Below are 15,171 nucleotides of genomic sequence, written 5' to 3' on the forward strand. Positions count from 1 at the left end.
GCGCCCCCTACGGACCTCTCAGGCAGCTGAGGACCCCGCCCTGATCGACTCAGCCGCGATTAACCGGGTGGCCGCCACGGTGCCACTCGGTGATGCCGCCGGTGACATTAACGGCGTCGTATCCGTGCTCTTCGAGGTAGGCGGTGGCTTGGGAGCTGCGTCCGCCGGCGGCGCACATCACGTAGATTGTTCCGCTGGCCGGGACCTCCGCGAGGGACTGCACAAAGCGCGAGAGCGGTATGCTCTGGGCGCCCGGAACCCGGATCTCGGCGAACTCGGCGTCCTCACGGACATCCACGATGGGGGCGACATCTCCGAGGGCGGCGAGATCGTTGACGGAAATGCTCTTCATGCTGGTCCTTTCGACATGACCGGGAACGTCCCGGGCTCCCCCAACCGCCATGATTTTACCCCCGGGAACGCCTCAGGACTGGCGGCCCGCGGCGTCCTCCTGCTCGTAGACGTCCGGGATACCGTCGTGGTCGGAGTCGATGGTTTCTTCTTCCTCCGCCTGGCGGTACTGAACGTTTCGGGTCCTCAGCACGATCGTGGCCAAAATGGCCGCCAGCAGGGACGCGGCGAGGATGCCCACCTTGGCATGGTCATCGGCCTCGGTGCCGTGACCAAAGCTCAATTCGGCCACCAAGAGGGAGACCGTGAACCCAATTCCGGCCAGCAGCGCGACGCCGAAGACGTCAATCCACTTGAAGGAATCGTCCAGCCGCGCCTTTGTGGTCTTGGTCAGCAGCCATGTGGTGCCCAGGATGCCTATCGGTTTGCCCAACACGAGGGCCGTGATGATGCCAACCGCCACGGGGTCCGTCAGCGCGGAGCCCAGCCCCTCCCAGCCGCCCACAGCAACACCGGCGGAGAAGAAGGCGAAGATCGGCACGGCCACGCCCGCGGAAATGGGCCGGAACCTGTGCTCGAAAATTTCCGCCAGCCCGGGGCCGGCGTCCGGACCGCCGCTGGCCTGGGAACGGATCACCGGAACGGCGAATCCAAGCAACACGCCGGCCACGGTGGCATGGATCCCGGAAGCGTGCACCAAGGCCCAAGTGATCATTCCGAGGGGCAACAGGATGGCCCAGGCGGCCATGGCGTGAAGACCGAAAAAGCGCCGGAACTTCTGGGCCAGAAAAGCGTAGAGGCCCAGCGGCAGCAGCGCGAACATCAGCGGGACGGGGTTGAGTTCGCTCGTGTAGAAAACAGCGATGATGGTGATCGCGAGGAGGTCATCAACAACGGCCAGCGTCAGCAGGAAGATCCGCAGGGCGCTGGGAAGATGCGAGCCGATGATCGCAAGCACCGCGACCGCGAAGGCGATATCGGTAGCAGTCGGAATGGCCCAACCACGCAGGGTATCCGGGCTCCCGAGGTTGACCGCCGCGTAGATGAGCGCGGGAATCGCCACGCCGCCAACGGCAGCGGTGATGGGAACGATGGATTTGTTAAGTTGCCGCAGGTCACCAGCCACGAATTCGCGTTTGAGCTCGAGTCCAACCAGGAAGAAGAAGATGGCCAGCAGGCCGTCCGCAGCCCAGGCACCGAGACTCAATTTGAGGTGCCACGGCTCGTAGCCGAACTCGACGTCGCGGAGCGCGAAGTAGCTCTCTGAAGCCGGTGAATTGGCCCAGATGATCGCGACCACAGCCGCCGCAACAAGGAGTGCGCCGCCGACCGTTTCCTTGCGGAGGATGCCGGCGATGCGCTTGGCTTCCGTGTAACTGCCGCGGCCCAGGATGGTGAGGAAGGGACGGCCGTTCGGCGGGATGGGGGTGGGAGGCGTCTCGCTCATGGGGTCCTTAAAATTGGGGTCTACAGAACTATTGCCGACCAGACTTCCCGGCGCACCTGCACCCCAGTCTATTCGAAACCACGCGGGATTCGGCGTGCCGTCCGCAACCGGCGCCTAAACCGCCGGTCGCCGTAAAGGTTCAGGCCAGCAGTCCGCGCACCAGCTCACGGCACTTCCGGTACGCGACGGCTTTGGGATCAATCAAGTCAAAGTGGTCGCCGGGGACCTTCAGGAACTGCACCGCGGCGCCGGTCAACTGGGCTGCTCCGGAGTACGCCTCGGACTGGCTTGAGGGGACCGTATCGTCGTCAGTCCCGTGGACGGCATATATCGGAACCTTGAGCGGGACGGCACTCATGGGATCGGCATACTTATGCCTCTTAGGGTATCTTTCCGGTGTTCCGCCCAGCAGGTTGATGACCGCACCGTTACTGAGGTTCAGCCTTTCGGCGGCTGCCAGGTCCAGGAGTCCGGACTGGCTTACGACGCCAGTGATCTGCACGGCACCATCGTCGTCTCCCCTGCGGAACAGCTGCCGGTCAGCATCCGGGGTGCCGAGTTGCGCGAGCCTGTTGCGGCCGGCAGCCCAGACGGCAAGGTGCCCGCCCGCGGAATGGCCCAGCGCGACGACCCGGTCCAGTTCCAGCGCATGTTCGCCGGCAATGTCGCCCAGCTTGTCGATGCCGGCCAGCACATCCTCGAACGTATGCGGCCAGCCGCCGCCGTTGCCTGCCCGCCGGTACTCGAGGTTCCAGGCCACCATGCCATGTGCGGCGAGGTCCTTGGCAATCGGCTCGCCGAGCTCTGCTCCGTACTGGGAGCGCCAGTAGCCGCCGTGAATAACCACCACAACTCCCCTGCGCGGTGCACTGTCAGGCAGGAAAAGTTCGCCCCACTGGCTGGGATGGTCACCGTAGTGGTATTTGTGCCGTTTCACGTCGTCCTCCTTGGGGCCCGGGGAACACCCGGCGGAGACTGCCCCCAATATCCCCGCCGCTGCGGCCGCGACCAGATCGCGACGCCGCAGACCAGACATGGGTTGAGCCTACCGTGACAGTCGGACCTGCGTCGTAAGCTGGACGCATGGCGAGCAACTGGGACGGTCTGGACTCTGACCTGCGCAAATCCGTGCAGGAAAGCGTGGAACTTTACGAGCGGATCCGCCCGGCGCTGAAACTGGTCACCCGGGAGGTTTTGCTCACCCTGCGGACCATGCTCAAGGGCACGGAGGTCACGCCCCTGTTCGTCACCGGACGCACTAAGACAGTGGAATCGTTCCGGGAGAAAATATCCCGGACGGAGGAGCCCCTGGAACCGGGCGGGCCGCGGATCCTGAAGTTCCCGGACCCGTTCCGCACGCTCAATGACATGGTGGGAATCCGCGTCATCACGAAGCTGCCGGCGGAAAACGCAGCTGTGGCCAACCTCATCAAGCGCCAGCGCCAGCTCTTCGACTGCCGCGGCGACCGTGAGAAGGACATTGGGTCAATCGAGTCCGGAACCTATGGCTATTCGAGCCGGCATCTGATTTTGCGGACGATCCAGAACGGCGCGGTCAAGGAATATCAGCAGTCCTTCAACCCGGAGGTGCCGGCGAACGGCTCCTACTTCTTCGAGTGCCAGATCCGCACGGTGTTTGCCCATGCCTGGAGCGAGATCGAGCACGATATCCGTTTCAAGGCCGAGGATCCACGCGCCTGGACCCCGCACTTCGACCGCCAGTTCACCGCCACCGCAGCCATGTTGGAAACGGTGGAGAGCGCCTTCTCGGACCTTCACGACCGGTACGAGGAGGTCCGCAGTTTCTGGGACATGGACGGCGAGGGCGCCGCGCCGCTGACGCCCAACCGGATCCGGGACGTCTGGCGGGCGCTGCTCCCCCATGTGGACCGCAAGGTGGACGATGACTGGGGCTGGGCGGCCGAACTCATGGCCGCCCACGGGCTTAACCAGACAGTCCAGCTTGCCGGGCTGCTGGGCGCAACCCGGATCACCGAGGTCCGGAAGGCCCTGGACCACCGCTACTCCCCCGGTCCGGACCGGTTGCTCGATGATTTGCTGCTTTGGCAGTACGGCACCACCCACATCGACCTCACCGCAGAGCCGGCCGAGACTGTCCCGCACCCCCGCCGGGACAGCCTTCAGCGCCGGCTCAAGCAGATCGAGCGGTACCGGCTGACACAGGGCTGACGGCCGGCACGCGTATTCCGCCCGCCCACAACGCGCAAATTCCCTGCCGCGGCCGGTATTCCGGCGGCGGCAGGGCATTTGCACAGCATGGGGCAGCTTGTGCCTCGCGGTCAGTGTCCGGCGCCGAGCTTTCCGGCAAGGCGCTGGTGCATGAGGACGCTGGCGTCGTTCAGGCCGATGATCTCCACGCTCTTGCCGTGGTGCTTGTACTTCTCGGTGATGGCATCCAGGGTCGCAATGGTTGAGGCGTCCCAGAGGTGGGAGGCGTGCATGTCGATCACGATGTGCTCCGGGTCCAAAGCGTATTCAAACTGCGTGTAGAGGTCGTTCGAGGAGGCGAAGAACAGTTCGCCGTCGACGACATAAGTCGCCTTCTGCCCGCCCTCGGGCCCGGTCACGGTACGGTCCACCGTGACGAAGTGCGCCACACGGCGGGCGAACATGATCATCGCGACCAGGACACCGACGCCGACGCCGATTGCCAGGTTGTGGGTGGCGACGGTAACGATCACGGTGGCCACCATAACCATGGTCTCGCTCTTGGGCATGGCCTTCAGCGTGGAGGGCCGGATGCTGTGCCAATCGAAGGTGGCCACGGCCACGAAGATCATCACGGCCACCAGCGCTGCCATCGGAATCAGGGACACGATGCCGCCGAGCGCCACGACGAGGATGAGCAGGAACACTCCGGCGAGGAAAGTGGAGATCCGGGTGCGGGCCCCCGGAGGCTTTGACGTTGATCATGGTCTGCCCGATCATCGCGCAGCCGCCCATGCCGCCGAAGAAACCGGTGACGACGTTGGCCACGCCCTGGCCCCAGGCCTCGCGGGTCTTGGGCGAGCGGGTGTCCGTGATGTCGTCCACGAGCTTCGCCGTCATCAGTGATTCGAGAAGCCCGACGAACGCCATGGCAAGGGCGAACGGGAAGATGACCTGCAGCGTTTCGAGTGTGAACGGCACGTTCGGGATGAAGAACGCCGGAAGCGAATCCGGCAGTTGGCCCTTGTCACCTACATTGGGGATCGCGACGGCGGCCACCACGGCGATGACGGTCAGGACGACGATGGCCACGAGCGGCGCAGGCACGGCTTTGGTGAGCTTGGGCAGGCCGAAGACGATCAGCAAACCGACGGCAGCAAACGGATAGACCAGCCATGGGACACCGATCAGCTCCGGGACCTGGGACATGAAGATCAGGATGGCCAGTGCATTAACGAAACCCACCATGACCGAGCGCGGAATGAAGCGCATCAGCTTCGCCACCCCGGACAGGCCCAGGACAATCTGGAAGATGCCGCCGAGGATCACCGCGGCGATGAGGTAGTCGAGCCCGTGGGACTTCACGAGCGGTGCGATGACCAGGGCGATCGCACCCGTGGCTGCGGAAATCATGGCGGGACGGCCGCCGACAAATGCGATGGTCACGGCCATGGTGAAGGACGCAAAGAGCCCGATCCGCGGGTCCACGCCGGCGATGATCGAGAAGGCGATGGCCTCTGGAATGAGCGCCAGCGCGACGACGAGGCCCGCGAGGACCTCGGTCTTGAGCCGGCGCGGGGACATCAGGGTGCCCCGGACGGATTGCAGCTGCTCCGGCGTGAGCGCCGGTTCAGCTTCTGCGGTCTTGGTGGCCATTACTGGCTCCATTCAGGCTCGGGAAGACGCGCGTCGGCGGCCTCGGTGTTCGGTGGCCACTGAGTGTTCTGCGGCTCAAAGAGTTAGGGGGGCGCGACGATGCGCCGGGGAGAAAATCAGGCGGCAGGGGCATGGGCCGGAGACGGCCACAACTCACCCTGCGCCTTTAACCCTACCCTAACGTGATGGTAGGGTTTAAATCGCCGTCGACGATCTCGTGGCCGAACAGACAGGAGGCAGTACCTTGCATATTGGCGAACTCGCTGACAAGACCGGGCTGTCCCTGCGGACCATCCGTCACTACGACGACGTCGGGCTGCTCCCGGCGACTTCCCGGACGGAAGGTGGCTTCCGGCTCTACTCGGACGCCGACGTCGAAAGTCTGCTGCTGATCAAGCAGATGAAACCCCTGGGATTCTCCTTGGAGGAGATGGCTGAGATCCTGGCGCTGATAGCCGCCGAAGCCGGACGTGAAGGCGTAGGCGCCGACGCATCACCGAATTCGGCCCGACTCGGTGACTTCCTGGAGCAGGCGGTACAGCAACGGGCAAAAATGGCCCGGAATCTTGCCCAAGCCGACGATTTCATCGACATGCTGGGCGTGCGGGCGCGCGGGACGGCCGCCTGACGGGAGTCCGGCCACGCCCGAATGCGGTGTTGAACCTCAGTCGATCCGGGCGGCCTCATCCAGCGTGTGCGGCTCGAAGTGTTCGAGCAGTTCCTTGATCGCCTCCATGTGCTGCCGGACGCCCTCCGTGGCCCGCCACTGTTCGACCTCTTCAATCGACTGCCACGGACCGGTGCTGATGAACCGGTTGGGGACATCCCTGTCGTGCATCAGGACGCCCTTCGCATTGGGGAAATCCTCCTGGGTTTTTCGCGCCATATCCCGCCACGCCTGCGCAAAATCGTTCTCGCGGCCGGGGTGAACCGTCCAGATTCCGAGCGTATAAACCGACACGTCGACCGCCTCCAATTTTTGCACGGGTTTGATACACCCGATTATCTGCCTCTCCGATGGCGGGCGGTAGGGCCAAGGAGCCCGCAGGTCCCCCGGCAACATCGGCGGCGAAAGCCTTGGTAAGGACGTCCGCGGCGTAGCGGTGTTCCCTCGGGTCATTGACTGTCACGGGATAGTCCGGGGCCTGGGAGAGCCCACTGTCAGCCCATGGGCGTCCGCGACGCCCCGCAGGAACCGCCGGACGTCGGATACAAGCTTGTCCCGGCTCTCCGGGGAAAAAATCCGAAGCGTCAGGTCGAAGCTTGCCGTGTCCGGGATGATGTTACCCAGGGTGCCGCCCTCGATCCGTCCGACCGTAGCCTCAACCGGGTCGAAAACATCGAAGCCGCGGGTGACCAGGGCCTGAAGGCCAACTACCATCTCGCACGCTACAGGAACAGGGTCCTTGGCCAGATGGGGTTGGGAGCCATGACCGCCCTCGCCTCGAACAGTCACGAAAAACTCCTCGCAACCAGCCATCAAAGTGCCCGGTCGGGAGTGGAACACGCCGTTTTCGAACTTGCCGGAGAACACGTGAAGCCCCAAAAGCGGCATCGACCCGCCGTCCCGCAGCATCCAGGACCCCGTCCCATAGTCGTATACGCAGTATTCGGGACTCCGTCGTGAGGCAAGGCCTCTTTGGGGCGGGACCCTACGCGGTTCAGTCGCGGGCTGGCTCGGACGGCGGATCGGCTCGGTTCGGATCGCTGACGTCGTGGCAATGACGCAGGAACTCGACGGCCCGGTCCGGGTCATTGTCCTTGAGTGCCGTCAGAATGCCCCGATGATCGTGAACAACCTTCGACTGGTAGTCCGCGCCGTGGCGGTAGGTCATGGTGATCCGTTTCTGGATGGGATGGTTCCAGATGGAGGTCAGGACGCCGAGCAGGAAATTGTTGCCGGCCGGCTCCACGAGGGCCAGGTGGAAGTCCTGTCCAAGCCGGAAGAGTTCCAGGCCGTCCGCCGGATCGATGATGGCGGTCTCCTCATTGAGGCCGTTCATCCGGATCAACTGTTGCGGCGTGTAGCGACCGCACGCCTGCCGCACAGCCAAGGCTTCAAGGGCGTAGCGGACGTCATAGACGTCGGCAATTTCACGTTCATCCAGTTCGTTGACGATGTAGCCCCGGCCCGGAACAAGAGTGGTCAATCCTTCAATGTTCAAACGGGTCAAGGCATCGCGGACCGGAGTCCGGGATACCCCGTACTGGGCAGCCACCTGCTCCTGGACGAGTGCAGTGCCCGCGGAGATCGCACCCGAGACGACGTCGGCGCTGATGAGTTCATAAACACGCTCGGCCAGCGGCCGGAGGTCGTTTGAATGTGCGGCCATGGCAGCCCCCCGCTTTCTGTAGTGCTCAATTCTGTCATTAAGTCCCATGCCCCGCCGCCGCGCCGGCACCTGCCCGCGCAGATGCGGCCGGACTGGATGCGGGCAGCCCGCCTACGGAAATAATCCAGAAACCATTGACCCCTAACATGATTCTGAATACATTGTATACAGTCGATCGAGGAGAGATGAAGATGTACGTTTTGAATACTTGGTATGTGGCCGGGTGGTCCACCGATGTCACCCGCAAACCCGTGCGCCGGATCATCTGTGAGCAGCCGATCGTGCTGTTCCGCACCCAGGACAACCAGGCAGTTGCACTGGCAGACCGCTGCGCGCATAGGGCGTTCCCGCTCTCGGAGGGCCGGACCATCGGAGACTCGATCGAGTGCGGTTATCACGGCTTCACCTACGGCGCCGACGGCGTTTGCACCCGGGTGCCGGCACAATCCTCAATTCCGGAGCGGGCCCGGGTACGGAAATATCCCGTCGTGGAGAAGGACGGCTGGATTTGGGTCTGGACCGGAGACGCTGACCTGGCGGATCCCGCCGATGTGCCGGACACGCATTGGATGGTCGATCCGGAGTGGGCAACCGTGACCCACTCCTACCACTTCCAGTGCCGGGCCGATCTGATCCACGACAACCTGCTGGACTTGACCCATGAATCATTCCTCCACAAGACCACTGTGGGCGATGACTACATCTACGAACACGGAATTACCGTTGAAGTTGATGGAAATGTCGTGAGCGTGGACCGGCTCATGCCGTCTGTTGAAGCGCCGCCGCTATACGCGGAGACCATGGACGCCCGCGGCTTGTTCGACCGCTTCCATTGCACCGAGTTCTTCGTCCCGAACCTGCACGTGCTGCACTCCGGGATCACAGGCGAAGGACGTCCACGGGAAGAAGGCTTCCTGATCAAGGTCCTCAACGGCATCACGCCGATTGACGAGCACAATTCCTGGTATTACTACGCCTTTAGCCGGAATTTCGCCGTCGACAATGCCCAGGCCACGGAAGAGCTCCGGATCGGTCTGGCCACGGTGCTTGATGAAGACGCCGCCGCGCTCGAAGCCCAGGAAGTGGGCATGCGCACCCGTCCCGAAGGCGAACACGACGTACTTATCGCCCAGGACGGCGGAGTGGCCAAAGCCCGGCGCATCCTGGCCTCGCTGCTCAGGAAAGAGCAGCAGGCCGCTGCGGCCGCTGTCCCGAGCCGCGAGCCGGCCGCCTCACGAAGGGCCTGACCATGTGGATGTTAATCAGGGCCAACGCCCTGGGCACTGAAACCTCCGCCAGGTCCGGCGCCCGCATCCTGGCCGCCTGCCCGGATTCAGCCGACCGCGGGGACCCGTGGCGCTGGACCATCGAGCTGGATGAGACCACAGAGGAGCCGTTTGTGGCCGTCGAAGCCGACGACAGTTACATCGCTTCGAGCATCCGCCGTTACGACAACGGCTATACCGGAGTCCTCCAGCGTGGTGCCGGCGAGCAACTGGTGGTCGCAGGCCCTCTCGGGCGAAGCCCTGGTGGCCGCCGACAACGGACCCTGGCAACGCTGGCTCCGGCCCGGCGACACCTTCATCGTCGAAGGTGAAGATCCCGAAGCCATCCGGTTATCCCTGACCGCCGGCGGATCCGTGGTGCAGGTCATCACGTTGGCACCCCGGCAGGCCAAGGTGCTGCGGTGGGTTCCCTAACCGCACCCCGCCCCACCACCGTCAGTTACCTCACCTCCCGAATAACCGTTGAAAGGTACTAACTATGCGCCCCTCCCCCAAGCATGCCCTCCTGACCGGTTCGATCCTCCTTGCTCTCTCCCTCACTGCCTGCAGCACCGTTTCAGAACCCGCATCCAAGGGTTCCGGAACGGTGGAGAGCGCGGATGCTGCCGGCTCCCTGAGCGAAATCAAGCTCAATCAGAAGGCCCGGGATCTGCTCCCGGAGAGCATCCGCGCAGCCGGTGTGCTGCGTGTCGCGTCGGACCCGACGTATGCCCCGTTCGAGTATTTCGACACCGACAACAAAACGATGATCGGCTGGGATATTGACTTCTCCGACGCCGTCGCCGCTGCACTGGGGCTCAAGGCCGATCACGTCGCAGGTACCTTCGATACAATCCTGCCCGGCCTGGCCTCGGGAAAATATGATCTGGCTTTCTCGTCCTTCACCATCACGGAGGAACGCGCAAAGATCGTCGACTTCATCCAGTACATGAACGCCGGTTCCGGCATCGCCATCTCGCCCGGAAACCCACAAAACATCACCATGGATGCCCTGTCTATGTGCGGGAAGAAAATTGCCGGCCAGAAGGGGTCCGTCCAGTCCATGGAACTGATCCCGTCCTTCTCCACGCAGTGCACGGAGGCCGGACAGCCGGCCATTGATATTCAGCATTTTCCGGCCCAGTCGGATGCCAACCTCGCCCTGACGTCAGGGCGCGTCGATGGCGTCGTCGCGGACAGCGTGTCGTTGTCGTACCAAGGCCAGCTGGCCAACAAGAAATTCGAACTGGCCGCCGGCGCCGACTATGAGCCGTCCCCCTTAGGCCTGGCCCTCGGCAAGGAGTCCGGTTTGAAGGCAGCAGTCACGGAGGCCGTCCGCGACGTGCTCGACAGCAAGTACTACCACGACATCAGCGCCAAGTGGGGCGTCCCCGAGAGTACCCTGGTGACCTCCGCCGTGCTGACGACGAAGTAGTACCGGAACATTCCATGACCACTACTACACCTTCTCTGCTGACGCGGACTCCGGGGGCCCAGTACACCGTGGTGAAGGCCAGGCATCCTGGCCGCTGGGTCTCCGCCGCCGTCATCCTGACCTTCGGCGGGCTGATACTCAACTCGGTCCTGACCAACCCCAACTTCGGCTGGGACGTCGTCGTGCGGTATCTGACCGAGGTTTCCATCGGTCAGGGCATCCTGGTGACCCTGGGACTGACCGCAATCAGCATGATCATCGGTACTGTGCTGGGCGTCATCTTCGCCGTGATGCGCCTGTCGAAGAATCCGGTGGTGCGTACCGCGGCCTTTGCCTATATCAATTTCTTCCGCGGCACTCCGGTTCTCGTGCAGCTGCTGTTCTGGTTCAACCTTGCGGCGCTGTACCCGGTAATCACGCTGGGAATTCCCGGGATTAATCTGGATGCCAACCAGTTGATCACCCCACTGACGGCTGCCATCCTGGGGCTGGGCCTGAACCAGGGCGCCTACATGTCCGAGATTGTCCGGGCCGGTATCCTCTCCGTGGACAACGGGCAGGTCGAGGCCGCCGAAGCACTCGGTATTACCCGGATGCAGACCATGCGCCGGATTGTGTTGCCCCAGGCCATGAGGGTCATCATTCCGCCAACCGGCAATGAGACGATCGGCATGCTCAAGTCAACGTCACTGGTCAGCGTCATTGCCGTCCCCGAGCTCCTGTACTCGTCCCAGGTTATCTATGCCCGAACCTTCGAGACGGTCCCTATGCTCATCGTCGCCAGCCTGTGGTACCTGCTCATCACGTCCATCCTGACCATCGGGCAGTACTACCTGGAACGGCGCTTTGCCCGTGGAACGCAGCGAAACCTGCCGCCCACGCCGTTGCAGCAGCTGAAGAAATTCTTCAGCACCCATGACGCCCTGTCCCTCAAGAGTCTCTCTCCGAAAGGCGGACCGCGATGACGGAACATGCAACCCTGGAGCCCATGGTCAGCGCGGAATCGGTCTGCAAGAACTACGGGCCCAACCAGGTCCTCAAAGGAATCGACCTCACAGTTGCTCCGGGCGAAGTGGTCTGCCTGATCGGACCCTCCGGCTCCGGGAAGAGCACCTTCCTGCGCTGCATCAACCATCTGGAGACGGTGGACGGCGGCCTGATGTGGGTTGACGGGAAGATCGTCGGCTATGACCTCAAGGGCCAGAAGCTCCATGAACAAAGCCACCGGGATGTCTGCCGGCAACGCACGGATACCGGCATGGTTTTCCAGCATTTCAACCTCTTCCCGCACATGACGGTCCTGGAAAATCTGATCGAGGCTCCCCGGCTGGTCCGCAAGGAAAAGAAGTCCACCGCCACCGCCCGTGCCCTGCAGCTCCTGGACAAAGTAGGGCTCAACGACAAAGCCGATGCCTACCCGCGCCAGCTCTCCGGCGGGCAGCAGCAAAGGGTGGCCATCGCCCGGGCGCTGTGCATGGAACCGAAACTGATGTTGTTCGACGAACCAACGTCCGCCCTGGACCCCGAACTGGTGGGCGAAGTCCTCAAGGTCATGAAGGACCTCGCCCAATCCGGCATGACCATGATCGTGGTCACCCATGAAATGAACTTCGCCCGCGATGTGGCGGACCGGGTCGTTTTTATGGATGGCGGCCGCGTCGTCGAGCAGGGCCCGGCACATGCGGTGATCAACAGTCCCCAGAACGAGCGCACCAGGTCCTTCCTGGCCTCCGTGCTCTCCGAATAGAGCGATGAGTACATGAGTAACGAATTTTTTGATGTCGAGGTCCGTGCCATGAGGACTGAATCCGACTGCGTGGTCTCCGTCCATCTTGAGCACCCGCTCGGTGAGGACCTGCCGGATTGGGATCCGGGGTCGCACATCGACGTGCTGCTCCCCAACGGAATCCTGCGGCAGTATTCGCTGTGTTCAGGGCCGGACGAAGCCCGCAATTGGCGTCTGGGCGTCCTCCGCGAACCCCAGGGGCGCGGCGGATCGGCCTTCGTCCATAGCGAACTGGTGCCGGGCACAAAGCTTCAGGTCCGCGGACCGCGGAACAACTTCCCGCTTTTGTCCGCGGAAAAGTACCTGTTCATCGCCGGCGGCATCGGGATCACGGCGATCCTTCCGATGGTCCGCGACGCCGCCCGCAAGGGAATCCCGTGGCGACTCCTCTATTTGGGACGCAGCCGCAGTTCCATGGCCTTCCTTGAGGAAGTCCAAGCCCTGGGCGGGAATGCGACGGTCCATGCCCACGATGAGTCCGGTCTATACCCGCTGGCCGGATTGGTTGCCCGGCCGGAATCCGGGACCCGGGTCTACGCCTGTGGTCCGCAGGGACTCCTGGACATGATCGAGCAGGCCTCGGAAGACTGGAGCGATCCGTCCGCCTACCACTTCGAACGGTTCGTCGCCGCAGTTGACGCCGAACCCGTGGACAAATCAGGGGGCTCATCCTTCGTCGTCGAGCTTGCCGACGGAACTGAAGTCGAGGTGGGCTCCGAGGTTTCGATCCTGCGGGCGCTGGAAGATGCCGGCATCAACCAGTTGAATTCCTGCCGCGAAGGTATCTGTGGCACCTGCGAAACCGGTGTGATCAGCGGGGACATTGATCACCGCGACAGTCTTCTGTCGGCGGAGGAGCGGGCGGCGGGAGACACCATGATGATCTGCGTTTCGCGCTGCAAAGGCCTCCGCCTGATCCTGGATCTCTGACCTGCGCATTCTTTGGTGACGCGGTACGTCCGGCGTCGGCGTCCGGCTGCCCAGCCACCTCACCGCCAGCGGCCGGGCAATCCTCGCCGCGCTGCCGAAGTCCCAGGTCCGGGCGCTGTACCCGAACACCGCCGCCTTCACCGCCCGGCACGAGACCGAACCGCCGATCATGAAGTACTCGGTGCTCTCCTCACACCTGGACCGGGTCCGGCAGCGCGAGGACAAGCTGCCCGCAGATCAATGGCCGGCCCTGGCCGCACGGGTCCAAAAGGCCGCCGACGAACTCTCGCTCCGGATCCACGGCGGACCGGGATTGCGGTAGCCGTGTTCCGATGTGCTGCACCCTGAAGCCAAGAATCCTGTCAACTGAAGGAAATCATGATGCAACTATCTGCCCGCGGCACCTTGCCCGCCCTATCTGCTCCGGCCTTCCCCACCGAGGAAGATGGCCCCACAAGTTGGTCCAAAGCACCTGTTCAATTCGAGTGCGCCCCCGACTGCCATTACTGCACCGGCGCCGAAACGGACTAGATCAGCTCCAGCTGGTCTGCGACGACGCGGCCCCGGTGGATCACGGTCCGGTCCGGCGAACGGTCCATGACCGTCGACGCGACAGTTTCACCATCGACCAGCAGCAGGTCAGCGACGTGGCCGGCAGCCACTCCGGGGCGATCTGCCACCCCTTTCAGGCGAACGTCACCGTTCAAGATTGACGCACCTCCAATGCTGGCCAGGGCCATGCAATGTTCGATGAGTTCATCGGCCCTGAATCCGTTCGTGAACGCCAGCTGCCACGTGCGGTCGAGCATGTCGGCGTTGCCGTAAGGGGACCAATAGTCACGCTGCCCGTCTTCCCCGAGTCCAACCCGCACACCCGCCTCCGCCAGGGCAGTAAGCGGCAACGTCGTGGTGATGGCTGGCGCCACCGTGGCCATCGAGATATCCAGTTCAGCAAAAGCCTCAACCAGCCGCCGGGTCGTGGCTTCCGAGACGCTCCCCAGGGAGTACCCGTGCGAGATGGTCACGTTGCCCTGCATGCCCAGCGACCGGACGCGCTCAAGGATGAGGTCCACGCTGAAGACGCCGAGCTCACCGGGCTCATGAAGGTGGATGTCGACGGGAACCTGGTACTTTTCGGCCAAGCCGAAGACGATGTCGAGGTGGCGGACAGGGTCACGGTCCAACTGGCAGGGGTCAATTCCCCCGATAACGCCGGCGCCCTGCCGCAGCGACTCCTCCAGCAGCGGGACCACTCCGTTTTCGAGCAGCAGACCGGCCTGCGGGAAGGCTATGACCTCAAGGTCGCACCTGTCGCGGTGGGCCGCTCCTGCCGCCATGACTGCCTCGAACCGCTCAAGCCCGCAATCGACGTCGATCTGGGCATAGCTGCGGACACGCGTGGTCCCGCGCGCAATCATCATCCCCAGTGTGTGGGTCGCCCGTTCCTCCACTGTGCGCTCGGCATCGCGCCAGTTGCGACGGTCGTTCATGACCATCGGCCAGACGCCGGGGCTTCCGGTATGGGGCCGGAAAGGCAATCCCAGCCTCGTTGAATCCAGGTGCACGTGGACATCTGAAAACGACGGCAGCAGGAGCCGGCCGCGTCCCTGGATTACTGTGCCGGCAGGGACCCGGTCCGGATCATGTCTGTCAACGGCGATGATCCTGTCCCCACTCAGTGTGACGTCGCTCAGTGGACCGCCCCATGGCCGCACCGCTTGCAGAAGTGTCATTGCGTTTTTCACTTTCTCTGTGGACCGAAGAAGCTGAGGGATACTGCCTGCACGGTCTCCTGATTC

At 63.4% G+C, this 15,171-nt stretch carries 15 protein-coding genes and 2 pseudogenes; 9 read left to right on the forward strand and 8 right to left on the reverse strand.

The annotated features are described in order from the left end of the window. Nucleotides 1-49: 49 nt before the first annotated feature. The 3 genes from KY499_RS11320 to KY499_RS11330 form a co-directional block, all read right to left on the reverse strand. Nucleotides 50-352, reverse strand: coding sequence for a rhodanese-like domain-containing protein (locus KY499_RS11320; RefSeq protein ID WP_123255885.1), 303 nt, complete (start codon nt 350-352; stop codon nt 50-52). Nucleotides 353-424: 72 nt separating this feature from the next. After that, nucleotides 425-1,798, reverse strand: coding sequence for a Na+/H+ antiporter NhaA (gene nhaA / locus KY499_RS11325; RefSeq protein ID WP_123255884.1), 1,374 nt, complete (start codon nt 1,796-1,798; stop codon nt 425-427). Nucleotides 1,799-1,937: 139 nt separating this feature from the next. Then, nucleotides 1,938-2,735 (reverse strand): alpha/beta hydrolase, encoded by a 798-nt coding sequence (locus KY499_RS11330; RefSeq protein WP_123255883.1) that lies wholly within the window; start codon nt 2,733-2,735, stop codon nt 1,938-1,940. A gap of 146 nt (nt 2,736-2,881) precedes the next feature. Here KY499_RS11330 and KY499_RS11335 point away from each other — a divergent pair, with 146 nt between their 5' ends. Then, complete coding sequence (locus tag KY499_RS11335) at nt 2,882-3,988, forward strand: GTP pyrophosphokinase family protein (protein ID WP_219885417.1); 1,107 nt, start codon at nt 2,882-2,884, stop codon at nt 3,986-3,988. 110 nt (nt 3,989-4,098) lie between these two features. Here KY499_RS11335 and KY499_RS11340 read toward each other — a convergent pair. After that, nucleotides 4,099-5,623 (reverse strand): annotated as a pseudogene (locus KY499_RS11340) (SulP family inorganic anion transporter). 244 nt (nt 5,624-5,867) lie between these two features. Here KY499_RS11340 and KY499_RS11345 point away from each other — a divergent pair. Continuing rightward, the gene (locus tag KY499_RS11345; protein ID WP_258190731.1) at nt 5,868-6,251 is read left to right on the forward strand and encodes a MerR family transcriptional regulator; all 384 of its coding nucleotides are present in this window, start codon (nt 5,868-5,870) and stop codon (nt 6,249-6,251) included. Nucleotides 6,252-6,287: 36 nt separating this feature from the next. Here KY499_RS11345 and KY499_RS11350 read toward each other — a convergent pair whose 3' ends face one another. The 3 genes from KY499_RS11350 to KY499_RS11360 form a co-directional block, all read right to left on the reverse strand. Continuing rightward, on the reverse strand, nt 6,288-6,584 hold the full coding sequence (locus tag KY499_RS11350) for an antibiotic biosynthesis monooxygenase (RefSeq protein WP_258190732.1): 297 nt from the start codon (nt 6,582-6,584) through the stop codon (nt 6,288-6,290). A gap of 165 nt (nt 6,585-6,749) precedes the next feature. Next, complete coding sequence (locus KY499_RS11355) at nt 6,750-7,079, reverse strand: peptidase dimerization domain-containing protein (RefSeq protein WP_219885420.1); 330 nt, start codon at nt 7,077-7,079, stop codon at nt 6,750-6,752. 205 nt (nt 7,080-7,284) lie between these two features. After that, nucleotides 7,285-7,956 carry a GntR family transcriptional regulator gene (locus KY499_RS11360; RefSeq protein ID WP_219885421.1) on the reverse strand — a complete coding sequence of 224 codons (672 nt, stop codon included), beginning with the start codon at nt 7,954-7,956 and terminating at the stop codon, nt 7,285-7,287. Between the two features lie 185 nt (nt 7,957-8,141). On the opposite strand from KY499_RS11360, the gene KY499_RS11365 reads away from it, so the two are divergent. From KY499_RS11365 to KY499_RS11395, 7 genes and pseudogenes are all read left to right on the forward strand, one after another. Beyond that, complete coding sequence (locus KY499_RS11365) at nt 8,142-9,203, forward strand: aromatic ring-hydroxylating dioxygenase subunit alpha (protein WP_219885422.1); 1,062 nt, start codon at nt 8,142-8,144, stop codon at nt 9,201-9,203. 231 nt (nt 9,204-9,434) lie between these two features. Continuing rightward, nucleotides 9,435-9,656: a hypothetical protein gene (locus KY499_RS18245; RefSeq protein ID WP_258190733.1), complete on the forward strand. Its 222-nt coding sequence runs from the start codon at nt 9,435-9,437 to the stop codon at nt 9,654-9,656. A gap of 64 nt (nt 9,657-9,720) precedes the next feature. Next, a complete protein-coding gene (locus KY499_RS11375; RefSeq protein WP_123255874.1) occupies nt 9,721-10,656 on the forward strand; it encodes an ABC transporter substrate-binding protein in 936 nt (311 codons plus the stop codon). 14 nt (nt 10,657-10,670) lie between these two features. Then, on the forward strand, nt 10,671-11,621 hold the full coding sequence (locus tag KY499_RS11380; RefSeq protein ID WP_219885423.1) for an amino acid ABC transporter permease: 951 nt from the start codon (nt 10,671-10,673) through the stop codon (nt 11,619-11,621). Then, nucleotides 11,618-12,403 (forward strand): amino acid ABC transporter ATP-binding protein, encoded by a 786-nt coding sequence (locus tag KY499_RS11385; RefSeq protein WP_308813036.1) that lies wholly within the window; start codon nt 11,618-11,620, stop codon nt 12,401-12,403. Before KY499_RS11380 ends, KY499_RS11385 begins: the two co-directional genes overlap by 4 nt. Before the next feature lie 12 nt (nt 12,404-12,415). After that, entirely contained in the window at nt 12,416-13,372 is a 957-nt protein-coding gene (locus KY499_RS11390) for a PDR/VanB family oxidoreductase (RefSeq protein ID WP_219885424.1), read from the forward strand. Between the two features lie 34 nt (nt 13,373-13,406). Further along, nucleotides 13,407-13,694 (forward strand): annotated as a pseudogene (locus tag KY499_RS11395) (IclR family transcriptional regulator C-terminal domain-containing protein); the annotation flags it as partial. Between the two features lie 205 nt (nt 13,695-13,899). Here the strand turns inward: KY499_RS11395 and KY499_RS11400 are convergent. Further along, on the reverse strand, nt 13,900-15,105 hold the full coding sequence (locus tag KY499_RS11400) for an amidohydrolase family protein (RefSeq protein ID WP_219885425.1): 1,206 nt from the start codon (nt 15,103-15,105) through the stop codon (nt 13,900-13,902). Between the last annotated feature and the right edge of the window lie 66 nt (nt 15,106-15,171).

It is taken from the genome of Arthrobacter sp. PAMC25284, from assembly GCF_019443425.1.
Lineage (GTDB): Bacteria > Actinomycetota > Actinomycetes > Actinomycetales > Micrococcaceae > Arthrobacter > Arthrobacter oryzae_A.

Coding starts and splice junctions, on each gene's coding strand:
- KY499_RS11385 (WP_308813036.1), top strand. CDS start 11,618: ATGACGGAACATGCAACCCTGGAGCCCATGGTCAGCGCGGAATCGGTC.
- KY499_RS11380 (WP_219885423.1), top strand. CDS start 10,671: ATGACCACTACTACACCTTCTCTGCTGACGCGGACTCCGGGGGCCCAG.
- KY499_RS11320 (WP_123255885.1), bottom strand. CDS start 352: ATGAAGAGCATTTCCGTCAACGATCTCGCCGCCCTCGGAGATGTCGCC.
- KY499_RS11335 (WP_219885417.1), top strand. CDS start 2,882: ATGGCGAGCAACTGGGACGGTCTGGACTCTGACCTGCGCAAATCCGTG.
- KY499_RS11375 (WP_123255874.1), top strand. CDS start 9,721: ATGCGCCCCTCCCCCAAGCATGCCCTCCTGACCGGTTCGATCCTCCTT.
- nhaA (WP_123255884.1), bottom strand. CDS start 1,798: ATGAGCGAGACGCCTCCCACCCCCATCCCGCCGAACGGCCGTCCCTTC.
- KY499_RS11365 (WP_219885422.1), top strand. CDS start 8,142: ATGAAGATGTACGTTTTGAATACTTGGTATGTGGCCGGGTGGTCCACC.
- KY499_RS11390 (WP_219885424.1), top strand. CDS start 12,416: ATGAGTAACGAATTTTTTGATGTCGAGGTCCGTGCCATGAGGACTGAA.
- KY499_RS11360 (WP_219885421.1), bottom strand. CDS start 7,956: ATGGCCGCACATTCAAACGACCTCCGGCCGCTGGCCGAGCGTGTTTAT.
- KY499_RS11400 (WP_219885425.1), bottom strand. CDS start 15,105: ATGACACTTCTGCAAGCGGTGCGGCCATGGGGCGGTCCACTGAGCGAC.